The sequence below is a fragment of the Cohnella zeiphila genome (assembly GCF_014212055.1).
Classification (GTDB): Bacteria; Bacillota; Bacilli; order Paenibacillales; family Paenibacillaceae; genus Cohnella; species Cohnella zeiphila.
The window spans coordinates 124,186-141,514 of record NZ_JACJVO010000005.1; the positions used below are offsets into that span (position 1 = coordinate 124,186).

13 protein-coding genes are annotated in these 17,329 nt (G+C 58.9%); 4 read left to right on the forward strand and 9 right to left on the reverse strand.

Going from position 1 to position 17,329, the window contains the following annotated elements; genetic code table 11:
- Positions 1-673 precede the first annotated feature (673 nt).
- Complete coding sequence (locus tag H7C18_RS04470; protein ID WP_185127813.1) at positions 674-3,673, forward strand: CBM35 domain-containing protein; 3,000 nt, start codon at positions 674-676, stop codon at positions 3,671-3,673.
- 118 nt (positions 3,674-3,791) lie between these two features.
- On the opposite strand, the gene H7C18_RS04475 is transcribed toward H7C18_RS04470, so the two are convergent.
- The 8 genes from H7C18_RS04475 to H7C18_RS04510 form a co-directional block, all read right to left on the reverse strand.
- Positions 3,792-4,523, reverse strand: a complete 732-nt coding sequence (locus H7C18_RS04475) for a glutamine amidotransferase (protein WP_185127814.1) — start codon at positions 4,521-4,523, stop codon at positions 3,792-3,794.
- Positions 4,524-4,577: 54 nt separating this feature from the next.
- Positions 4,578-5,888 carry a M20 family metallopeptidase gene (locus H7C18_RS04480; RefSeq protein ID WP_185127815.1) on the reverse strand — a complete coding sequence of 437 codons (1,311 nt, stop codon included), beginning with the start codon at positions 5,886-5,888 and terminating at the stop codon, positions 4,578-4,580.
- Positions 5,889-5,907: 19 nt separating this feature from the next.
- Positions 5,908-6,417: an ureidoglycolate lyase gene (locus H7C18_RS04485; RefSeq protein WP_185127816.1), complete on the reverse strand. Its 510-nt coding sequence runs from the start codon at positions 6,415-6,417 to the stop codon at positions 5,908-5,910.
- 41 nt (positions 6,418-6,458) lie between these two features.
- Positions 6,459-7,499, reverse strand: coding sequence for an autoinducer 2 ABC transporter substrate-binding protein (locus H7C18_RS04490; RefSeq protein WP_185127817.1), 1,041 nt, complete (start codon positions 7,497-7,499; stop codon positions 6,459-6,461).
- Complete coding sequence (locus tag H7C18_RS04495; protein ID WP_185127818.1) at positions 7,496-8,449, reverse strand: ABC transporter permease; 954 nt, start codon at positions 8,447-8,449, stop codon at positions 7,496-7,498. The genes H7C18_RS04490 and H7C18_RS04495 overlap by 4 nt, the downstream gene beginning before the upstream one ends.
- The gene (locus H7C18_RS04500) at positions 8,446-9,408 is read right to left on the reverse strand and encodes an ABC transporter permease (RefSeq protein WP_185127819.1); all 963 of its coding nucleotides are present in this window, start codon (positions 9,406-9,408) and stop codon (positions 8,446-8,448) included. The genes H7C18_RS04495 and H7C18_RS04500 overlap by 4 nt, the downstream gene beginning before the upstream one ends.
- Positions 9,405-10,919: a sugar ABC transporter ATP-binding protein gene (locus H7C18_RS04505; protein WP_185127820.1), complete on the reverse strand. Its 1,515-nt coding sequence runs from the start codon at positions 10,917-10,919 to the stop codon at positions 9,405-9,407. The genes H7C18_RS04500 and H7C18_RS04505 overlap by 4 nt, the downstream gene beginning before the upstream one ends.
- A 234-nt stretch (positions 10,920-11,153) precedes the next feature.
- On the reverse strand, positions 11,154-12,167 hold the full coding sequence (locus H7C18_RS04510; protein WP_185127821.1) for a LacI family DNA-binding transcriptional regulator: 1,014 nt from the start codon (positions 12,165-12,167) through the stop codon (positions 11,154-11,156).
- A gap of 501 nt (positions 12,168-12,668) precedes the next feature.
- Here H7C18_RS04510 and H7C18_RS04515 point away from each other — a divergent pair.
- From H7C18_RS04515 to H7C18_RS04525, 3 genes are all read left to right on the forward strand, one after another.
- Positions 12,669-13,634 carry a copper amine oxidase N-terminal domain-containing protein gene (locus H7C18_RS04515; protein ID WP_185127822.1) on the forward strand — a complete coding sequence of 322 codons (966 nt, stop codon included), beginning with the start codon at positions 12,669-12,671 and terminating at the stop codon, positions 13,632-13,634.
- A gap of 204 nt (positions 13,635-13,838) precedes the next feature.
- Positions 13,839-14,906 carry an alpha/beta fold hydrolase gene (locus H7C18_RS04520; RefSeq protein WP_185127823.1) on the forward strand — a complete coding sequence of 356 codons (1,068 nt, stop codon included), beginning with the start codon at positions 13,839-13,841 and terminating at the stop codon, positions 14,904-14,906.
- Positions 14,907-14,944: 38 nt separating this feature from the next.
- Positions 14,945-15,535, forward strand: a complete 591-nt coding sequence (locus H7C18_RS04525) for a TetR/AcrR family transcriptional regulator (RefSeq protein WP_185127824.1) — start codon at positions 14,945-14,947, stop codon at positions 15,533-15,535.
- Between the two features lie 5 nt (positions 15,536-15,540).
- Here the strand turns inward: H7C18_RS04525 and H7C18_RS04530 are convergent, their stop codons facing one another.
- Entirely contained in the window at positions 15,541-17,316 is a 1,776-nt protein-coding gene (locus H7C18_RS04530; RefSeq protein WP_185127825.1) for a cache domain-containing sensor histidine kinase, read from the reverse strand.
- Between the last annotated feature and the right edge of the window lie 13 nt (positions 17,317-17,329).

Sequence of the window (17,329 nt, forward strand, 5' to 3'; positions counted from 1 at the left end):
CTCGTGGTTCCACCTTCATTCGGTCCGGCCGCGCCACGCGCGGCGAACCCTTCGGATTCGGTAACGGGAATTCCCGGCGGCTCTTACGCTCAAGCGCACACACGGCGCGTGATCTCGGAACCGCAGCTATAAGGGGGTAAACGTCAGGCGTAGCCGAAGGGAGTCGCAGCCTAGCTCCCTCTCTCTGTGCGGCATCCGTCAACGTTCATGTCCTTGGTCATCGCTTTTTTTGGAAAATAAAAAGGCCCGCCGTCCGCAAAAGGACGAGCGAGCTCGTGGTTCCACCTTCATTCGATTCGGCCGCGCAACAGGCGGCGAATCCTTCGGATTCGGTAACGGGAATTCCCGGCGATTCCTACGCTCGGGCGCGGCGCGCACGATTTCAGAACCGCAGCTGCAAGGCGGTAAACGCTGGCGCAGCCGAAGGGAGTCGCAGCCTAGCTCCCTCTCTCTGAACGGCATCTTCCGGCGATCATGTCCTTGGTCGAAGCTTTTGATGTTGGAATTCATTCTAAGGAAAACCGCGCCTCGTGTCAATCCGTTCTTCGCGCGGGAAATCGTCCCATTTCAGGCGGATCGGGGCATGTTTTGGAACATCCTTGCGTGGAGGCAAGTTTGGAAACGCTTCATAATCAAGAGTGGATTCAAATCTATTGGGGACAGGAGGTCTTTTATGTTTGGCAAAGCGGCAAAAACGGTTCTTCTGCTGGTCTTGTTCTGCTCCTGGATCGGGTTCTCCCTGGGAGCGCCCGGAAGCGGAACGGCCCGCGCCGAGGACGCGGCGGTTGCCTACGAAGCCGAGGCGGCGGGCAATACGCTGACGGGCAACGCTTCGGTCGCCGACTGCGCGGCCTGCTCCGGCGGGAAAAAGGTCGGAGGGCTCTACCAGGGCGCTTCGCTGCAGTTCAACGGCGTGACGGTAGCGGAGGCCGGAGCGTACAAGGTGACGGTATCCTACGTCTCCGGCGATCCTCGTTCGGCCAATGTCAGCGTGAACGGCGGGGAGAAGGAGTACGTGGAATTTCCCGCTACCGCGAACTGGGACACGGTCGGCAGCTACGACGTGACGCTTGAACTGCAGGCGGGAACGAACACGATCACGTTCGACGACAACAACTGGTACGCGCCGGACATCGACCGGATCGTCGTGGCTCCTGCTTCGGGAAGCGATCCCGGGACGACGCCTGGCGTCGTCTACGAGGCGGAGGCGGCCGGCAACGTCCTGACGGGCAACGCTGCGGTGTCCGACTGCGGCGCCTGCTCGGGCGGGAAGAAGGTAGGAGGCCTGTACGGAGGGAGTTCGCTGCTGTTCCCGGACGTGACGGCGGAAGCGGCGGGAGACTACGAGATCGAGCTGTCGTTCATCTCCGGCGATCCGCGCGCCTTCTATGTCACCGTTAACGACGGCGAGTCGCAGCTGTACGATTCGCTCAAAACCGCCGACTGGAACACGCTCGGCACGTACAAGCTGACGGTTCCGCTTCAGGCGGGCGGCAACCGGATCTTGTTCTCAGACGGCAACGGTTATTCGCCCGACCTGGACCGCATCACGGTGCGCCCGGCGACCCAGGCCGAACAGCCCGGCGCGGACGAGGGAAGCATCGGAGACGCGCTGACTCCGGTTCCCTATGGCGCGATTACGGTGACGCCTTACACGGCGGGGGCCGTCATTACGAACGGCTCGTACAGCATGACGTATCATAGCGCTACCGGCTATGCCGACTACGAGTGGCCCGGCGGGCAGAAAGTGACCGGCGTCTCCGGACAAATGAAGCTGGACGGACAGACGCTGCAGACGACGGATTACGAGACGCATTCTTTTTCGGTGCAAAGCGTGGTTCCGATTCACGACGGCTTCGGCCAAGGCATCGAGGTCGTCTTCGTCAACGAAGCGGCCGGCAAGCCGACGCTGAAGCAGGTGTATGATTTCTATGAAGGCCGTTCCTACTTCCTGACGCGGCTGGACGCCGTCTCGGAGACGGCGATCTCGACCAACTACATGGCGCCGATCGCCGTGAGCCGGCCGGATGCGGTGAAGAGCGGCCAAGGCACGAACGACCGCGTGCTGACCGTTCCGTTCGACAACGACGCCTGGATTCGCTTCAAAGCCCAGAGCGTCAACCGTTCGGATACGAGCTATGAAGTGACGGCCGTGTACGACAACGACTCCCGGACCGGCCTCATTCTGGGCTCCGTCACGCACGACAAGTGGAAAACGGGCATCGACTGGAGCGGCTCGGGCGGCAAGCTGAACAAGATGACCGTGTACGGAGGCGCCTCTTCGTCCGTTACTCACGACAGTCAGCCGCACGGCAGCTTGTCCGGCACGACGGTATCGTCTCCGACGATTCTGGCGGGCGGCTTCGCCGATTACCGGACCGGTCTGGAGGAGTATGGAAAAGCGAACGCCGTCGTCGCGCCGCCGCTGCCCTTGAGCGCGGATCTGCCGCAGGGCGTGCCGGTCGGGTGGAACAGCTGGGGCGCGTTCGGCAGCGGCCTCTCGTATCAGGACGTCGTCGATACGTCGAACTATTTTCACGACCATCTGCCTTTGATGAACAACGATGGGGCCACCTACGTCAATCTGGACTCCTACTGGGACAACCTGAGCGACCAGCAGCTCGGCCAGGCGGTATCGGTCATCAAGGGCAACGGCCAGAACGCCGGCATCTACTGGGGACCGTTCGTTTATTGGGGCAACAATATGAGCCAAACCGTGGAAGGAACGGACGGACAGTATACGTACGGGGACATCGTGCTCAAAGACGCGAACGGCAATCCGCTGCCGACGCTGGACGGAGCATACGCGCTCGATCCGACGAACCCGGGCACGAAAGAGCGGATCGACTACTACCTGGGACGGTTCAAAAATCTCGGCTTTACGTACATCAAGCTGGACTTCCTGACGCACGGCTCGCTGGAGGGCGTCCATGCCGATCCGGCGGTAACGACGGGCATTCAGGCGTACAACGAGGGGATGGCTTACATCGACCAAGCGCTGGACGGCTCGATGTTCATCAGCGAATCGATCTCCCCGATCTTCCCGTCGCAGTACGCGCACAGCCGTCGAATCTCCTGCGACACGTACGGGCAGATCAACGAGACGGAGTACGAGCTCAACTCTTTGACGTACGGCTGGTGGCAGAACGGGACGATCTACCGCTACACCGACCCGGACCATATGGCGCTGTCGCGGGCGGGCTCGCTGACCGAAGCTCGCAGCCGGGTCAATTCGGCGGTCATCTCCGGCACCGTATTCCTCGATTCGGACGACGTGAACGACCCGACCGCCCGGCAGTACATGACGGAGCTTTACGGGAATCCGCTCGTCAACGGCTTGGCCGTTCGCGGCGAGGCATTCCGTCCGGTCGAGGGCAACACGAACGCCAACGCGGCGGACACGTTCGTCCTGAAGGACGGGGATTCCGCGTATGTGGCGGTGTTCAACTACAGCGGCAGCTCGCCCGCCGAGAAAACGATCGACCTGTCGCGCCTCGGCCTGAGCGCGGACGCCAAGTATACGACGCTGGACCTGTGGACGGGCGAGCGAGGAAAGGTAAGCGGGACGCTGTCGCTCACGCTTCAGCCGGCGGAGTCCCGCTTGATCAAGATCGCGGCTCCCACGTGCATGCAGCCGAAGGTCGATCCTTGCAAAAGCACGAAGCCGAAATGAGTCCAGAAAAGTTTAGAATGATTATCCATGGCAGATGAAAGATTTCGAAGAACGAACGGAAACATCCACGGCTTGGCCGTGGATGTTTCTTGCCGTTGTCGCGGCTGATAACCGGACGTTACTTCAAATACCGGATGAGCCGGGACCAGAACGCAGGGTAGTGCTCCCAGTTCATGAATTCCAGCGAGCCCCAATGCGGCGAGCAGTCGCTGGCGAATGCCGCCGTCTTGCCGGCTCCGAAGCTGCCGACGGTCAGAATCGCGTCGTCCCCGTGGCTCAACAGCTCCTCCGCGCCGGGCTTGGCGGTCAGCCGGTTGTAGCCGAGCAGCTTCGGCCATGCGCCCAAGCCGTCCACCAGCGGATGCGATGCGGCAACGGAGGGAGCGAAGCCGCTCGGCATCTCCGTGCGATCGTCCCCGTCCGACATCAAGACCGGCAGCGCCTCGGCCAGCACCGTATTCTTGTAGTTGGCTTTGCCTTCGATGCCCATAAAGGTCAGGTAGCCTCCGATCATCAGCAGGCCGCCGCCTTCGGCCACGAACCGCTTGATCAGTTCCAGCGCGTTAGGAACGACCTGCATCTGATAGAAGGTCGCGTTCTGCAGCAGGAACGTATTCGCGCCCACGTCGCTGAGCACGACGGCATCGTAGGCCTGAAGCTCTTCCAGCGTTTGCGGGAAGCGCACCTGGACTTCATGCGCCGGCATGTAGGTAACGTCGATGCCGTTCTCCCGCAGACAGGACAGCAGATATGTCGCGCCTTCCTCGTATTTGGTCGAGGTGAAGCTGTCGTAGCCTTTCGTATGAATCATATGGACGATCCAGGATTCGCCGACAAATAAAATTTTCATGGTCATGACCTCCATTTTCTGATCGGGACCTCCGCCGCGCCGAACGTTAGGCCGTCAGGCTTCTTCCACGCCGCACCAGTCGACGATCGTCTTGGCGATCATCTTGACCGCTTGAATCACTTCGTCCACCGGCGTGAATTCGTCGCTGTGATGGGCCAGGCTCGGATCGCCGGGACCGAAGTTGACGGTCGGAATGCCGACGTTGACGGGCCAGCCCATATCCGTATGGAAGCCCAGCCCTTCGATCTTCCCTTCTTCGCCGATCGCCTTCAGCGACCGGACGCAGGTTTGCACGAAGGGGTGGGAGGCGTCGGTCTCCGCGCAGTCGGCGTCGACCAGCCACTCGATCTCCGGCGGATGCTCGCTCAGCCACGGGTCTTCCTTCGCCGCCGCGGCCAGGAAGTCCGTCAACTCCTTCTTCACGTTGCCGCCGACCAGCTTCTCGTCGCGTTCGGACGGCAGGTACTGCGCGTTGAACACGATCTCCGCCTCATTGGCGAAGGAGGTGGGGTACTCGCCGGCATTGAGCTGCGCAACGTGCACTTGGCAGGGGATGGACAAGTACGGATGCGTTTTGCGAACCGCCCATTCCTCGTTCAGCCGGTCCAGCCGGCCCAGCAGATACCGAGCCTTCTTGATCGCGTCGACCGCGCCGCCGTCCTTCCAGTCCGCCTGCGGCATCTCGATATGTCCGCTGCGGCCCTGCACCTTGATCTTGCCCCACAGAATTCCTCTGCACAGCGGAGCGATCGTCAGGGAAGTCGGCTCGGTCAGAATGCAGGCGTCGGTACGGTAGCCGTGGTGGATGAAGTCCAGCGCGCCCATGCCGCCGGCTTCCTCGTCCACGACCGTCCCGACGACAACCGGGCCCTTGGGCTTGAAGCCGCTGCGGACGACGGCTTCGATCGCCATGATCATGGCGGCGACGCCGCCCTTCATGTCGACCGTGCCGCGTCCGTACATTTTGCCGTCCGCGATCTTGCCTTCGAACGGATCGACGGTCCACTTGCTCCCCGCCATGACGACATCGATGTGGCCGAACAGCAGCAGCGACTTGCCCTTGGCGTCCGGCTCGAAGGTCGCGGCCAGATTCGGCCTGCCCGTGAAGTCTCTTCCCGGGTAATAACCGGCCATTCCTTCGTATGGCTTCAAGTCGTCGGCGACCGGCTCCCAGAGCTCGGTGCTCGCCCCCAGCCCGGACAGCTTCCGGAGCAGAAATTCCTGCAAATCCTTCTCCTTCGAAGGCGCCGGTTCGTCGAAAAACCACGGGTTAACGCTGGGAATGCGAATGAGCTGCTGCAGAAAGGACAGAATCTCCTCCCGGTGCCCGTCGATCCATTGCATAATGCGTTGTTCCTGATTCATGCTGTCGCTCCTTCCCGGATTACCCGAACCGAATCGTGTCGCCGCTTTGGAAATTCACCCACGGATGGACCATCTCGTCGCCGAACTTGTCCGGCTTCTTCTCGATGCCGAACAGATACCGCGCATCGTCCGCGGCCGCGTATGCCGGACTGTGCCAGACGCCCCGGCCGATCACGACGGCTTGTCCGGGCTTGATCCTGAAGCACTTCACCGTGGCGGGGTCCGGCCGCTCGTCCGGATCGTCGATATCCGCGCACCGGGCGACCGGCTGAATGATCTCCCGATCGAAGGTCAGCAGCAGCTCTTCCCGGCTGACATGGCGCTCCATCGCGTCCACGACCGGCTCTCGCCGCCGGGTGACGACCAGGCCGAAGCCGAGCGGCACGCTCGCGTCGAGCATTTGAATATAGCTCCAGCAGTCCCAGCCGTCTCCGCTCTTGGAAGGGGCGCCGGCGGGCAGATCGATGACCTTGCCGTAAGGAGCGAACGCCTCCGGCGTCAGCTCCTCGATTTGTACTTGATGCTGCATGAATGATTGCCTCCCCGATGCTATGGCTTCAACTGTCGCGATTAGAAGTCGAAGCTGTCTACGTTGTCCTTGGTCACCTGCAGCGTTCCGATGAAGACGTTCTGGCCGTCCACTTTCACTTTGCCGACCGTCGGAATGTCCATGCCGTCCGCGATCTCCTTGCCTTGCGCCAGCTGGTCCAGCACATACACCGTCGTGTACGCCAGCTTGCCCGGATCCCAGATGATGTCTGTGTTAATCGTACCGTCCTTGATGTAGTTCTTCACGACGCTCGGCACGGCGATGCCGGTAATCGCGATCTGGCCTTGCTTCATCGTGCCGGCCTTGACGGCCTGCTCGACCACTTCCGCGGCGGCCGGCGGCTCGCCGCCGGCGAAGCCGATAATACCCCTCAGGTCCGGGTACGTCTTGATCAGGTTCTGCGCGTTGGCGTAGGCCTTCTGCTGGTCGTCGTCGCTGGCGACGGTCGTCACCACCTGAACGTCCGGATAGTTCGCCGCGAAGTACGCCTTGGCCGCGTCCGACTTGGCGATCTGGTTCTCCGAGCCCAGCCCGGCGACCATAAAGGCCACTTTGCCCTTGCCGCCGATCTCGTCGCCGATCGTCTTGGCCAGCAGCTCGCCGACGGCCTTGTCGGTGTCCGGAGCGACATAATATTGGCGATCCGTATCCGGCGCGTCGCTGTCCCAGGTCACGATCTGGACATTCTGTCCGGCTGCCTTCTTGAAGATCGGGCCGACCGCCTTCGCGTCGTTGGGCGATACGCCGATGCCGTCGACCTTGCGCGTCAGCATGTCCTGGATCATGTTGATCTGCTTGGAGGAGTCCGCTTCGGTCGGCGCGTTATAGACGACCTTGACGTTCAGGTCGCTTGCCGCTTGCTCGGCGCCCTTCTGGGCGGCCGCCCAATAAGCCGGACCGATGGATTTCGGATTGATGAAGTAAGTTCGGGCAGCCCCGGACGACGAAGCGTCCGAACTGCCGCTGCCGGCCGGCGCCGCATTATTCTTGCTCGTGCTTCCGCATGCCGCCAAGCTGAGCGCCATAACGCCCGTCAGTACCGTCCATGCCACTTTTCTCATCGAGATAACCCCCTGTTAAATTGTTTGTTGCCCACGGCAATGAGCAGCAATGCGCCCAGAATAACCGCTTGATAGAGCACCGATACGCCCAGCAAATTCAGGCCGTTGCGCAGGAACACGATAATAAGCAAGCCGATGAATGTTCCCGACAAGCTTCCCCTCCCCCCGAAAATATGTGTGCCGCCTATCAATGTAGCTGTAAGAACATCCAGCTCGATATTGGTACCCGATGTCGCTTCCGCGCTTGCCAGACGCGACACCAGGAAGACACCCGCCATTGCCGAGAACAAGCCGCTGAGCAGAAACAAGATAAATCGCGTGCGCACGACGGAGATCCCGGAATAATGAACCGCTTCTTCGTTGTTGCCGATGCCGTAAACGTAGGTGCTGAACCTCGTCCGCTTCATGACGAAGTGGGCCAGCAGGAAAACGGCCGCGAGAAAGATCGCGTTGAACGGAACGCCGGCGATATACTGCTGGCCCAGGAAGTAGAAGCTATCCGGGTAGCCGCTGATCGGCCGGCCCTGGTTGAGGACGTAGACCAGGCCGCGCAGCATGACCAGCATCCCGATCGTCACCACGATCGCCTGCATGCGGTGCCGGGCGATCAGATAGCCGTTGACCGCGCCGCACAGCAATCCCGCCAGCAGGGCGACGAGGACGCTGGCCCAGATGTTCAGGCCGTGCTCGAAGGCGATCCCCATGCAGACGGCGGAGAAGCCGAGAATGGAGCCGACCGAGAGGTCCATCGCGCCCGAGATGACGATCATCGTCATCGGGATGGCGATCAGGCCGACCTCGACCATCTGGTTGAAGACGTTCATGAAGTTGGTGACGGACAGGAAGTAGGGGGACAGGATGCTGAACAAGACGAGAATGAAGAGCAGCAGGAGAAGCTGGACCAGCAGCTTGTTTTGCTTGAACGAGAGCCCGATCGTCCGCATGCTCATACCAGATCACCCTCTTTGCTTTTGTTTTGTCTGACGCGCTGCAAGGTGTTGATGACAATAGCCAGAATAATCAGAAAACCGGTGGTGGCGTCTACCCAGAACGGAGAGATCTTGGAGATGATCAGGCCGTTCTTGACGATGCCCATGAACAGCACGCCGATCATCGTGCCCGCCACCGTGCCGACGCCGCCGAAGATGCTGCCCCCGCCGATCAGCACGGCGGCCATCACTTCGAAGGACAAGCTGCTGCCCGCCGTCGAGGCTTGCACGCTCCCCACCTTGGAGGCGAAGATCACGGCGGCGATGCCGACCAGCATGCCGGTCCACACGTACACGGTGAACTTGGTTCGGACTACGCTGATGCCGGCCAGCTTGGCCGCCGAACCGTTCCCGCCGATGGCGTAGATTCTTCGGCCGCCCCGGGTGAACCTCATCAGGTAGATGAAGACGGCGATCAGCACGATGGCGACGAGAAGCGGGAACGACATCCCGAGCAGCTTGCCTTGTCCGAAGTACCGGAAGCCCTCCGGGAAATTCGTCATCCAGGTGCCGCCGCTGATGCCGACCGCGATGCCCCGGAAGATGTACATGGTGGCGAGCGTCACGATAATGTCGGGAATTTTCCGCATCGCGATGAAATAGCCGTTCACGGCCCCGCAAAGCACGCCGATGCATACGCCGAGCAGCGCCGCGATCCACGGATGGACGCCGTGATTCAGGAATACGCCGACGGAGGTGGCGGTAAGCGCCAGCACGGAACCGACGGACAGGTCCATTCCGCCCAGCAGAATGACCATCGTCATGCCGATCGCCACGATGAAGGAGGAGATGTTCTGGTCCAGAATCAGCCTGGCGTTGTCGAACTGGAAGAAGTCGGGCGACAGGCTGGAAAACAGCGCGATGACAATAAGGGTAAACAGAACGATGGGCGCCTCGTGGATGTTCGCGATTCGCTTCATAGAGAATCTCCTTCCGTAGCGCGCGGATGCGAAGCGCGGCTAAGCAACTGCTCCTGATCGGCTTCCCCGCGGGCGAATTCATGCACGAGCTCGCCCTTGTAGAGAACCAGGATGCGGTCGCTGAGCCCGATCACCTCGGGCATCTCGGAAGAGATCAGCAGAATGCTCAGGCCCTCCTGCGCCAACCGGTGAATGATGCCGTAAATTTCCGCCTTGGCTCCGACGTCGACGCCGCGGGTCGGCTCTTCCAGGATCAGAATCTCCGGATGGGCCGCCAGCCACTTGCCGATGACCACCTTCTGCTGGTTGCCGCCGCTTAGGAAATCGACGCTTTGCTGATCGTTCGGCGCTTTGATCCGCAGCTTGTCCATGTAGTCCCGGCTCATCTGCTTGATGCGCTTCTGGTCCAGCAGCGGACCCTTCGAGAGTTCCGGAAGCAAGGGAAGGGAGAGGTTCTGGCGAATGGACATCGGCTTGATGATGCCTTGGCGATGGCGGTCCGGCGGCACGTAGGCGATTCGCTTCGCCTTGGCGTCTCCGGGGCGGCGAATCCGCACCGCGGCTCCGTTGACGAGAATGTCGCCCGTTCCGCGCTTCAGTCCGAACAGCCGCTCGGCAATCGTATGGGAGCCGGAGCCCGGAACGCCGAACAGCCCCAGAATCTCTCCTTTCCGCAGCTCGAACGACACGGCGCGGGAGGCGTCCAGCGACAGCTGCCGGACCTCCAGGACACGCTCCTCGCTGGGCTTCTGATCGCGGTCCGGATAGAGCTGGTTCACTTCCTTGCCCACCATCATCTGAATCAGGCTCTGTTCCGTAACCTCGCCGATGCGCCGGGTGTCGATCTTGGCGCCGTCGCGCAGCACCGTGACCTTGTCCGCAATCTCGAAAATTTCCTTCATGCGGTGCGAGACGTATACGATCGCCACGCCCTGCGCCTTCAGCCGCTTCACGACGTCGAACATCTTCTGCACTTCGTTCTCGGGCAGAGCGGCCGAAGGCTCGTCCATAATCAGCACGTCCGCCTGAAAGGACAACGCCTTGGCGATCTCGATGACCTGCTGGCTGTGCACCCCGAGGTGGCGGACCTCCCGGCGGACGTCGATCTCGCCGCCGCCGACGGAGTCGACGAGCCGCTGCGCTTCGTCATACAGCTTGGACCAGCGGATCCGTCCGAGCTTGCCTGTCATCTCCGGCCGGTCGATAAAGATGTTCTCGGCGGCCGACAGGTTGGAGAACAAATTGAACTCCTGGTGGATGATCGACACGCCCTGCTTCTGGGCGTCGAGCGGGCTGCCGAACGCGACCTCCTTGCCCTTCAGCCGGATGACGCCCTCCGTCGCCGGATAGACCCCGGACAAAATTTTCATCAGCGTCGACTTGCCGGCGCCGTTCTCTCCCATCAAAGCGTGAACCTCGCCCGGATACAGTTCGAAATGAACGTTGGATAAAGCTTTCACGCCGGGGAATTCCTTGCTGATTCCGTCCATCGTCAAAACCGGATGCTCCATGGTAGCTCACTTCCTATTCCCGTTGATCGGGCGAATGGGTCTTGCGTATGGCCGTTTTTGGGTATCTTTAATAAGACTAAGCGTTAATGCGACAAAGTCCTTGGATGCGACGATGCTTTACTGTTACGGCAACGGGGGGCGGTAAGAGACCGAATTCGCAGCGGAGCCGGCCTTACGGCCTTGTCTTTTGCGCTCCGGCAGAGAGATCTCGCCGTCCGCGCCCCCGTGCGCGGCTTACTTCAGTTTCTTGACGGAGCCGTGCTTCAGCAGTTCCACGCCGAGAACGACACACTTGGGGTTGCCCTGTTCCATCGGGACTTCCCTGATCTTGCGAACGAGCATTTCCGCCGCCTGCACCCCCATTTCCCTGGTGGGCCTTCGTACAACCGTTACTTGCGGCTGCACGAATTGGGCCAGCTCGTTCTCGTCGAAGCCGATCAGCGAGATATCCTCGCCCATTCGCAGGTTCAAATCGCGAATCGCCCGGATGGCTCCTTTGCAGAGCACGTTGTTGGCGGCGAATATCGCCGTAGGCGGCCGCTTCGATTGCAGAAGCTCGATCGTCAGCCGGTAACCGTCGGCTTCCGTCCAGCGACCCTGCTTGTGGCAATCGGGATCGGGCGCCAGCCCGCTTTCCAGCATCGCCTGCCGGTAGCCCCAGAAGCGGTCCTTGCCGTCGTTGAAGTCATGCTCGCCGTCGATCATGGCGATTCGCTCGTGCCCGTACTCGATAAAATGCTTCGTCGCCTCGTAAGCGCCGCGATAGTTGTCGATCATGACGCCGTCATGGTCGCAGTCGTTGAAGTAGCGGTCCACGAGGATGGTCGGTTTCTGAATTCCCCGATAGAACTCCGCTTCCTTGTGGCTGCCGATCAGAATGATGCCGTCCACGTTTTTTCCCAGGAAGCTCTCCAGGAAATCTTCTTCCTCGCTCTCGTCCCCGTTGGTGGAGAGGACGAGCGTGAAGAAGCCTTCCCGCTTGGCCACTTCCACCGTACCTTCGATCACCGCCGTGTAGAAGGGATTCTGGATTTCCGGCACCACGACCGAGAGCATCTTCGTCTTCTTGTTCACCATGGAGGCGGCCATCGTGTTCGGAACGAAATTCAGCTCCTGAATGATTTTGAGCACGCGCTTCCGGGTAGCGTCGCTCACGCGGTCCAGCCCGTTGATGACCCGGGAGACGGTGGCGACGGATACGTTGGCTTTTTTGGCTACATCTTTGATCGTGATGCTCCGGTTCGTCATGGGCTGCCTCCATCTCCAAAATTTTGTAATAACGTTCTTACACTATTTCCCTTATTGATCACATTGTTTCAATGGTGATCAACAGTTTATTTTGTCAAAACGTTTACGCAATTTCTGATCTCATTTTATTACATGGAAAAGCAGATTACAATGGGGTTTTGGCAAAGAAGTTGTTTTTTGAAGCGCTTTCCGATAAAAAACTTGACGCAAACTTGAAAATATAGGTAGGTAATTGGCGAAATCATCCGGTTTTTATGTTTGTGCGTCATATTATATGACATATCGTTTTATGCGAGTCAACCGTCTCGTCGGCTTTGTTCACATCCGGACCTGTAGACGGCCGGGCTCGGATGATCTCGCAGAAATCGACAGGGCACCGGTTCTATCATCCTATTTTTATATCAGTTTCTTCCTTTTTCCATGGTATAATATTCATGCTCTATATGCCTAATTTCCTAAAGCAAGAGAGTACTTACCGAGAGAGTGAAGGGAGAAAGTCAATTGAAGAAGGGGTTCATAACGGCTATGGCCTGCGCCGCTTTGCTGACCGCGAGTATCGCTCCCGGGGCAGCCTCAGCAGCGAGCGGAGGAGCCTACATCTATGTCGATGGAGTGCCGTTGCATTCGAAGGCCGTGACGAAGAACGGGGGTTCTTTCGTCCCCTTCCGCGAACTGTTCGAGCAGTTGGGGATGGGAATCGGATACGACCCCAAGCTGCAGCAAGTGACCGGTACAAAGGACGATCTGAAAATCACGTTCACGATCGGCAGTAAAACCGCTTACGTCAATGGCCGGAAAAAGGTGCTGCAGGCGGCTCCATTCACGCAGAGCGGCACGACCTACATTCCGCTGCGAATTGTCGGAGAAGCGACGGGAAATTCGGTAAATTGGTCTTCCCAGGCGAACCTCATCACGGTCAGCAGCCCCGATTTTAAGATCGCGGCCTACACCGTGGACGGCGTTACGGTTGTGGTGCAATCCAACGGTGCACTCCTTGTCGGACCCGCAGCCGACGAAGCTCTCGCCAACGAAAGGGAATTGGCGGAGGAGAAAGCCATTCGCGAGTTCCAATCCGAGTACGGCGTGATCAGTTCTTCGGATAAACCGACGGAGGAACAGTCAAAGGATCCCGGCTATAAGGGCTACCCCGACTACTGGGACGAGAACTACGCAGCCGCGGCGAAGGCCAACGAACCTCTACCGCCCTTGATGAGCGAAGGCTGGATCTCGCTTGCGATGCTGTCCAAGATCGAGAACGTCAACAGAATCGGCAACACCGACCCCAATACCGTTACGATCGCCAAATACATCGGTATCGAACTCGTACGCCTCGATATCGTACTGACGGACGAGTACAAGAAGGCGACGAACGGCGACTTCGTTCTCGGCGATGTCCACGTAAAGAAATATAAAGGGATGATGTATCTTAGCATCGAGGATTTGAAAACGTCCGGATTGATTGAATAACCTGGTCAATGCATTTTCCCGGAGGAAACCGCGGGTCCGAATTGTCACTAGAAATGAAAGAAATCTTGCAGCAGCAAGGCAGCATCCGCGGCAGGACCGCGGATGTTTTTTTCTTTAAAAGGGGGATTGACACTTTGAGGAAATCGGCTTATTCTTTTGATGAGTGAGTTACTCATTCATCAAAAAACCAAAGGAGATGTCATGATGAGCAAAACCAATGTATGGCCGGATCTGATTTTGAGGAAGCTTAATCAACGGAAAAACGCGCGAAAGCTTCGGTTGCAGTCGCCGAACGGGATTGCAGAAAGCCGATATGTTGCCATCGGCGGCATCGAGCAGTGGATTTCGATTCGCGGAGAGAACCGCCGCAATCCCATTCTCTTGTTCGTCCACGGCGGCCCGGCTTCCAGCTATTCCATCTTTAGCCCCTTGATTCGCGCCTGGGAGAAACACTTTACGATCGTTCAATGGGATCAGCGCGGAGCCGGCAAAACGTTCGGCAGAAACGGCAAGGAAGGCAGCGGCGCGATCACCTTCGAGCGTCTCGTTCAGGATGGGATCGAGGTTGCGCAATACCTGCTTCGCTCGCTTCGGCAAGACAAATTGATCCTTGTCGGCAGTTCCGTTGGAAGCGTCGTCGGGACACGGATGGCCAAGCGCAGACCCGAGCTTTTCCATGCCTATGTAGGGACGGATCAGAACGTCAATATCGAGGGACATCAACTGTCGTACCGGATGAATCTGAAGGGTCTTCGCGAAGCGAATTGCGCCAAAGGAATCAAGCTCTTCGAGCAAATCGGGCCCGATCCTTCCCGTTGGAGCCTGGAAGACTTCGACCGCAAGAATCGTTGGATGGTCAAAGTCGTCACGCCCGCTCCCAATATGATTATGGATCTCGTCCTGCCGTCGATGCTGGCATCGCCGAATCACACGTTCCGGGACATTCTCTCTTATTTCAAAGGCATGAATTACTCTCTCGCCCAACTGTTCGACGAGTTGATCTCATTCGACGCCCGCAAGCTCGGGACGAGGTACGAATTGCCCTACTTCATCTTCCAAGGGGATACGGATTTGGTCACGCCGGTCGAGACGGCGCGAGACTTTTTCGAGGACATTGAGGCGCCGCGCAAGGAATTCGCGCTGATCCGGAACGCCGGGCATCTCGCCTGCTTTGCCCGCCCCGAACCATTCCTCGAGCTGTTGGTTCAACGGGTGCTGCCTTTGACGCGAGCGACCGACCGCCGGTCTTCAGGAAGTGCCGCTGTGATATAATACGGGTAACTTCTCCAAAGATCGGAGCTTGAAGTCCAATGTCACCTTTAAACAAGCAGCAACTGGACCAAATCCGCGACGAGCGCTCGACGCAGATTAAGCAAGCGGCGCTCAAAGTGTTCGCCCGGCACGGATTTATCCGCACGAAGACGAGCATGATCGCGGCTGCCGCCGGCATCAGCGAGGGCCTCATTTACCGTTATTTCGAATCCAAAGACGTGCTCTACACGGCGATCGTCCGAGAGTTGATGGAAGATGCGGCGAGCGAGATCGACGACAGTCGGGCACTGCCGGGCACTCCCTACGAACAGATCAAGGAGCTGACCCGGAATATGCTGGACGCCGATAATCAATTCGCCTTCATGCTTATTCTCAAAGCGCGAAAGACGAACGAACTTCCATCGGAAGTTGCGCGGATCTTCGAACAGTATTCCGCCGATACGATGATCGAGCGGCTGCTGCCCATCTTCGTCAAAGGGCAGGAAATCGGACAATTCGCTCCCGGCGATCCCCGGCAGCTCCTATGCTGGTACATGTCCGTCGTCAACAGCCTCATCCTTCAGGAACAAGGCGATGAAGAATACGGGTTCCCGGACATTGACGTCTTGATGCGAATGCTAACCCGATAACCCCCCTACAGAACGCCCCCCGCCGGGAGACGGATGCGGACCTGCGTGCCGATGCCGAGGCGGCTTGCGATCGTGACGCCGTAGTCGTCGCCGAACGCCAGCTTGATCCGCTCGTTGACGTTCCGGATGCCGTAGCCGGTCTCCTGCATGGAGCGGACCTTGTCCAGCGCGTCCGGCGTCATGCCCATGCCGTCGTCGACGACCTCCAGCCAGATGTCTTCCGCTTCCCGGTAGCATCGAATGACGATCGTAATGCCCAGATCCTCGTCCCAGAACGCATGGTGAATGGCGTTCTCCACGAACGGCTGCAGCATCAGCTTGACGGACTGGTGCACAAGCGCCGTTTCGTCGATGTCGTATCGCACGCGCAGCATCTCCCCATAGCGGATCTGCTGAATCGCCACGTAGCTGCGGGTCAGCCGCAGCTCTTCGCTGAGCGTAATGATCGTCTTGCCCTTGTTCAGCGACACCCGATAAAACTTCGCCAGATGCGACACCATATCCTGAATCTGCGGATCGTCGTGCTTCATCGCCAGGGCCGAGATGGAGGCGAGCGTGTTATAGAGAAAATGAGGGTTGATCTGCGCCTGCAGCATGCTCATCTCCGCCTCTTTTTTGGACAGCTCCTTCTTGTACACTTCGTTGATCAGGTTTTTGAACCGCAGCGCCATCTTGCCCAGGGCGAACGACATTTGGCCGATCTCGTCGTGACCCATCGGAACGCCGCCCGGCAGATCGAAATCCTCCCGTTCGAGCCGGCGGATGTTCTTGAGCAGCGACTCGATCCGCTTGGTGGACAGACGGGCGACCAGGTAGATCAACACGACGCAAAAAACGATGCAGAACGAAGCGATCAGCAGAACCCGGTTGGACGAAGCTTTCGCTTCCCGGATGAAGCCGCTGTACGGAACGATGGAGATCGTCTTCCAGCCGTTGCGGATCGTGTTGGTGACGACCAGCACGCGCTCCCCTTTGTAGACCGTCTCGAATTGGTCCGCCGGCTTGCCGTTCGCGGGCATCGGAAGCAGCGCTTCGATGGGCGTGTTGAGCAGATCCTTGTTCTTGTTCGAGACGATCGTGCCGTGCTCGTCGACGATGAAGATGTCCTTGTCGCTGTCTTCCTTCGCCATCAGGGTATAGAGATCGTCCTCCTTCACGTCGATCGTGAGAATGCCGTACGGAAAGTTCAAGCTGTTGTAGTTCAAATACCGGACCAGCGTGAACATCGGCGGCGACTCCTGAAACGGAGCTTTGGCCGGCACGGCCGGGGTGACGGTAAAAATGACGTTGCCGTACGTCCGCTTCACTTTGTCGAACCAAGGCTTCTCGCGGATCAGGTCGTCCAGCGGCTTGATGAACAGATCGTCGAGCGGCATGTTCGCGTTCGTCGAGTAGATCGTGATCGCGTCGACTTCCGGATTGTTCGTCAGCGCGTTGTTCATCACGTTGTCGATGTAGCGGTAAGCGTCCAAATAATCGGCGTTGTCCCCATAGGATTTGACCAGGTACTCCTGGAGCGTCGAATCCAGATAGAGAGAGGCCGACAGCTTCGTATAGTTGTTTAGCTTGTTCTCCAGGTTGCTGCCGATCTGCGAGGTCATCGAGCTCATGTTGGCGTAGGTTTGCTTGACCAACTGGGTTTTGACGGAGTGATAGGAATAATAGACGAAGGAGAGCAGCGGCAAGATCGAGACGAGCAGGAACAGGACGAACATCTTGTTCCGCATGCTCAGGTTCAGGAACGGAGCGACTCCGTATTTACGCCAGACCGGCCGCAGCATGGGTCCGCCCCTT

What these genes read in the sequence shown, in the direction of transcription:
- H7C18_RS04485 (WP_185127816.1), bottom strand. Translation starts at nt 6,417, where the DNA reads ATGCAGCATCAAGTACAAATCGAGGAGCTGACGCCGGAGGCGTTCGCT.
- H7C18_RS04470 (WP_185127813.1), top strand. Translation starts at nt 674, where the DNA reads ATGTTTGGCAAAGCGGCAAAAACGGTTCTTCTGCTGGTCTTGTTCTGC.
- H7C18_RS04500 (WP_185127819.1), bottom strand. Translation starts at nt 9,408, where the DNA reads ATGAAGCGAATCGCGAACATCCACGAGGCGCCCATCGTTCTGTTTACC.
- H7C18_RS04520 (WP_185127823.1), top strand. Translation starts at nt 13,839, where the DNA reads ATGAGCAAAACCAATGTATGGCCGGATCTGATTTTGAGGAAGCTTAAT.
- H7C18_RS04480 (WP_185127815.1), bottom strand. Translation starts at nt 5,888, where the DNA reads ATGAATCAGGAACAACGCATTATGCAATGGATCGACGGGCACCGGGAG.
- H7C18_RS04505 (WP_185127820.1), bottom strand. Translation starts at nt 10,919, where the DNA reads ATGGAGCATCCGGTTTTGACGATGGACGGAATCAGCAAGGAATTCCCC.
- H7C18_RS04530 (WP_185127825.1), bottom strand. Translation starts at nt 17,316, where the DNA reads ATGCTGCGGCCGGTCTGGCGTAAATACGGAGTCGCTCCGTTCCTGAAC.
- H7C18_RS04510 (WP_185127821.1), bottom strand. Translation starts at nt 12,167, where the DNA reads ATGACGAACCGGAGCATCACGATCAAAGATGTAGCCAAAAAAGCCAAC.
- H7C18_RS04525 (WP_185127824.1), top strand. Translation starts at nt 14,945, where the DNA reads ATGTCACCTTTAAACAAGCAGCAACTGGACCAAATCCGCGACGAGCGC.
- H7C18_RS04475 (WP_185127814.1), bottom strand. Translation starts at nt 4,523, where the DNA reads ATGAAAATTTTATTTGTCGGCGAATCCTGGATCGTCCATATGATTCAT.
- H7C18_RS04490 (WP_185127817.1), bottom strand. Translation starts at nt 7,499, where the DNA reads ATGAGAAAAGTGGCATGGACGGTACTGACGGGCGTTATGGCGCTCAGC.
- H7C18_RS04495 (WP_185127818.1), bottom strand. Translation starts at nt 8,449, where the DNA reads ATGAGCATGCGGACGATCGGGCTCTCGTTCAAGCAAAACAAGCTGCTG.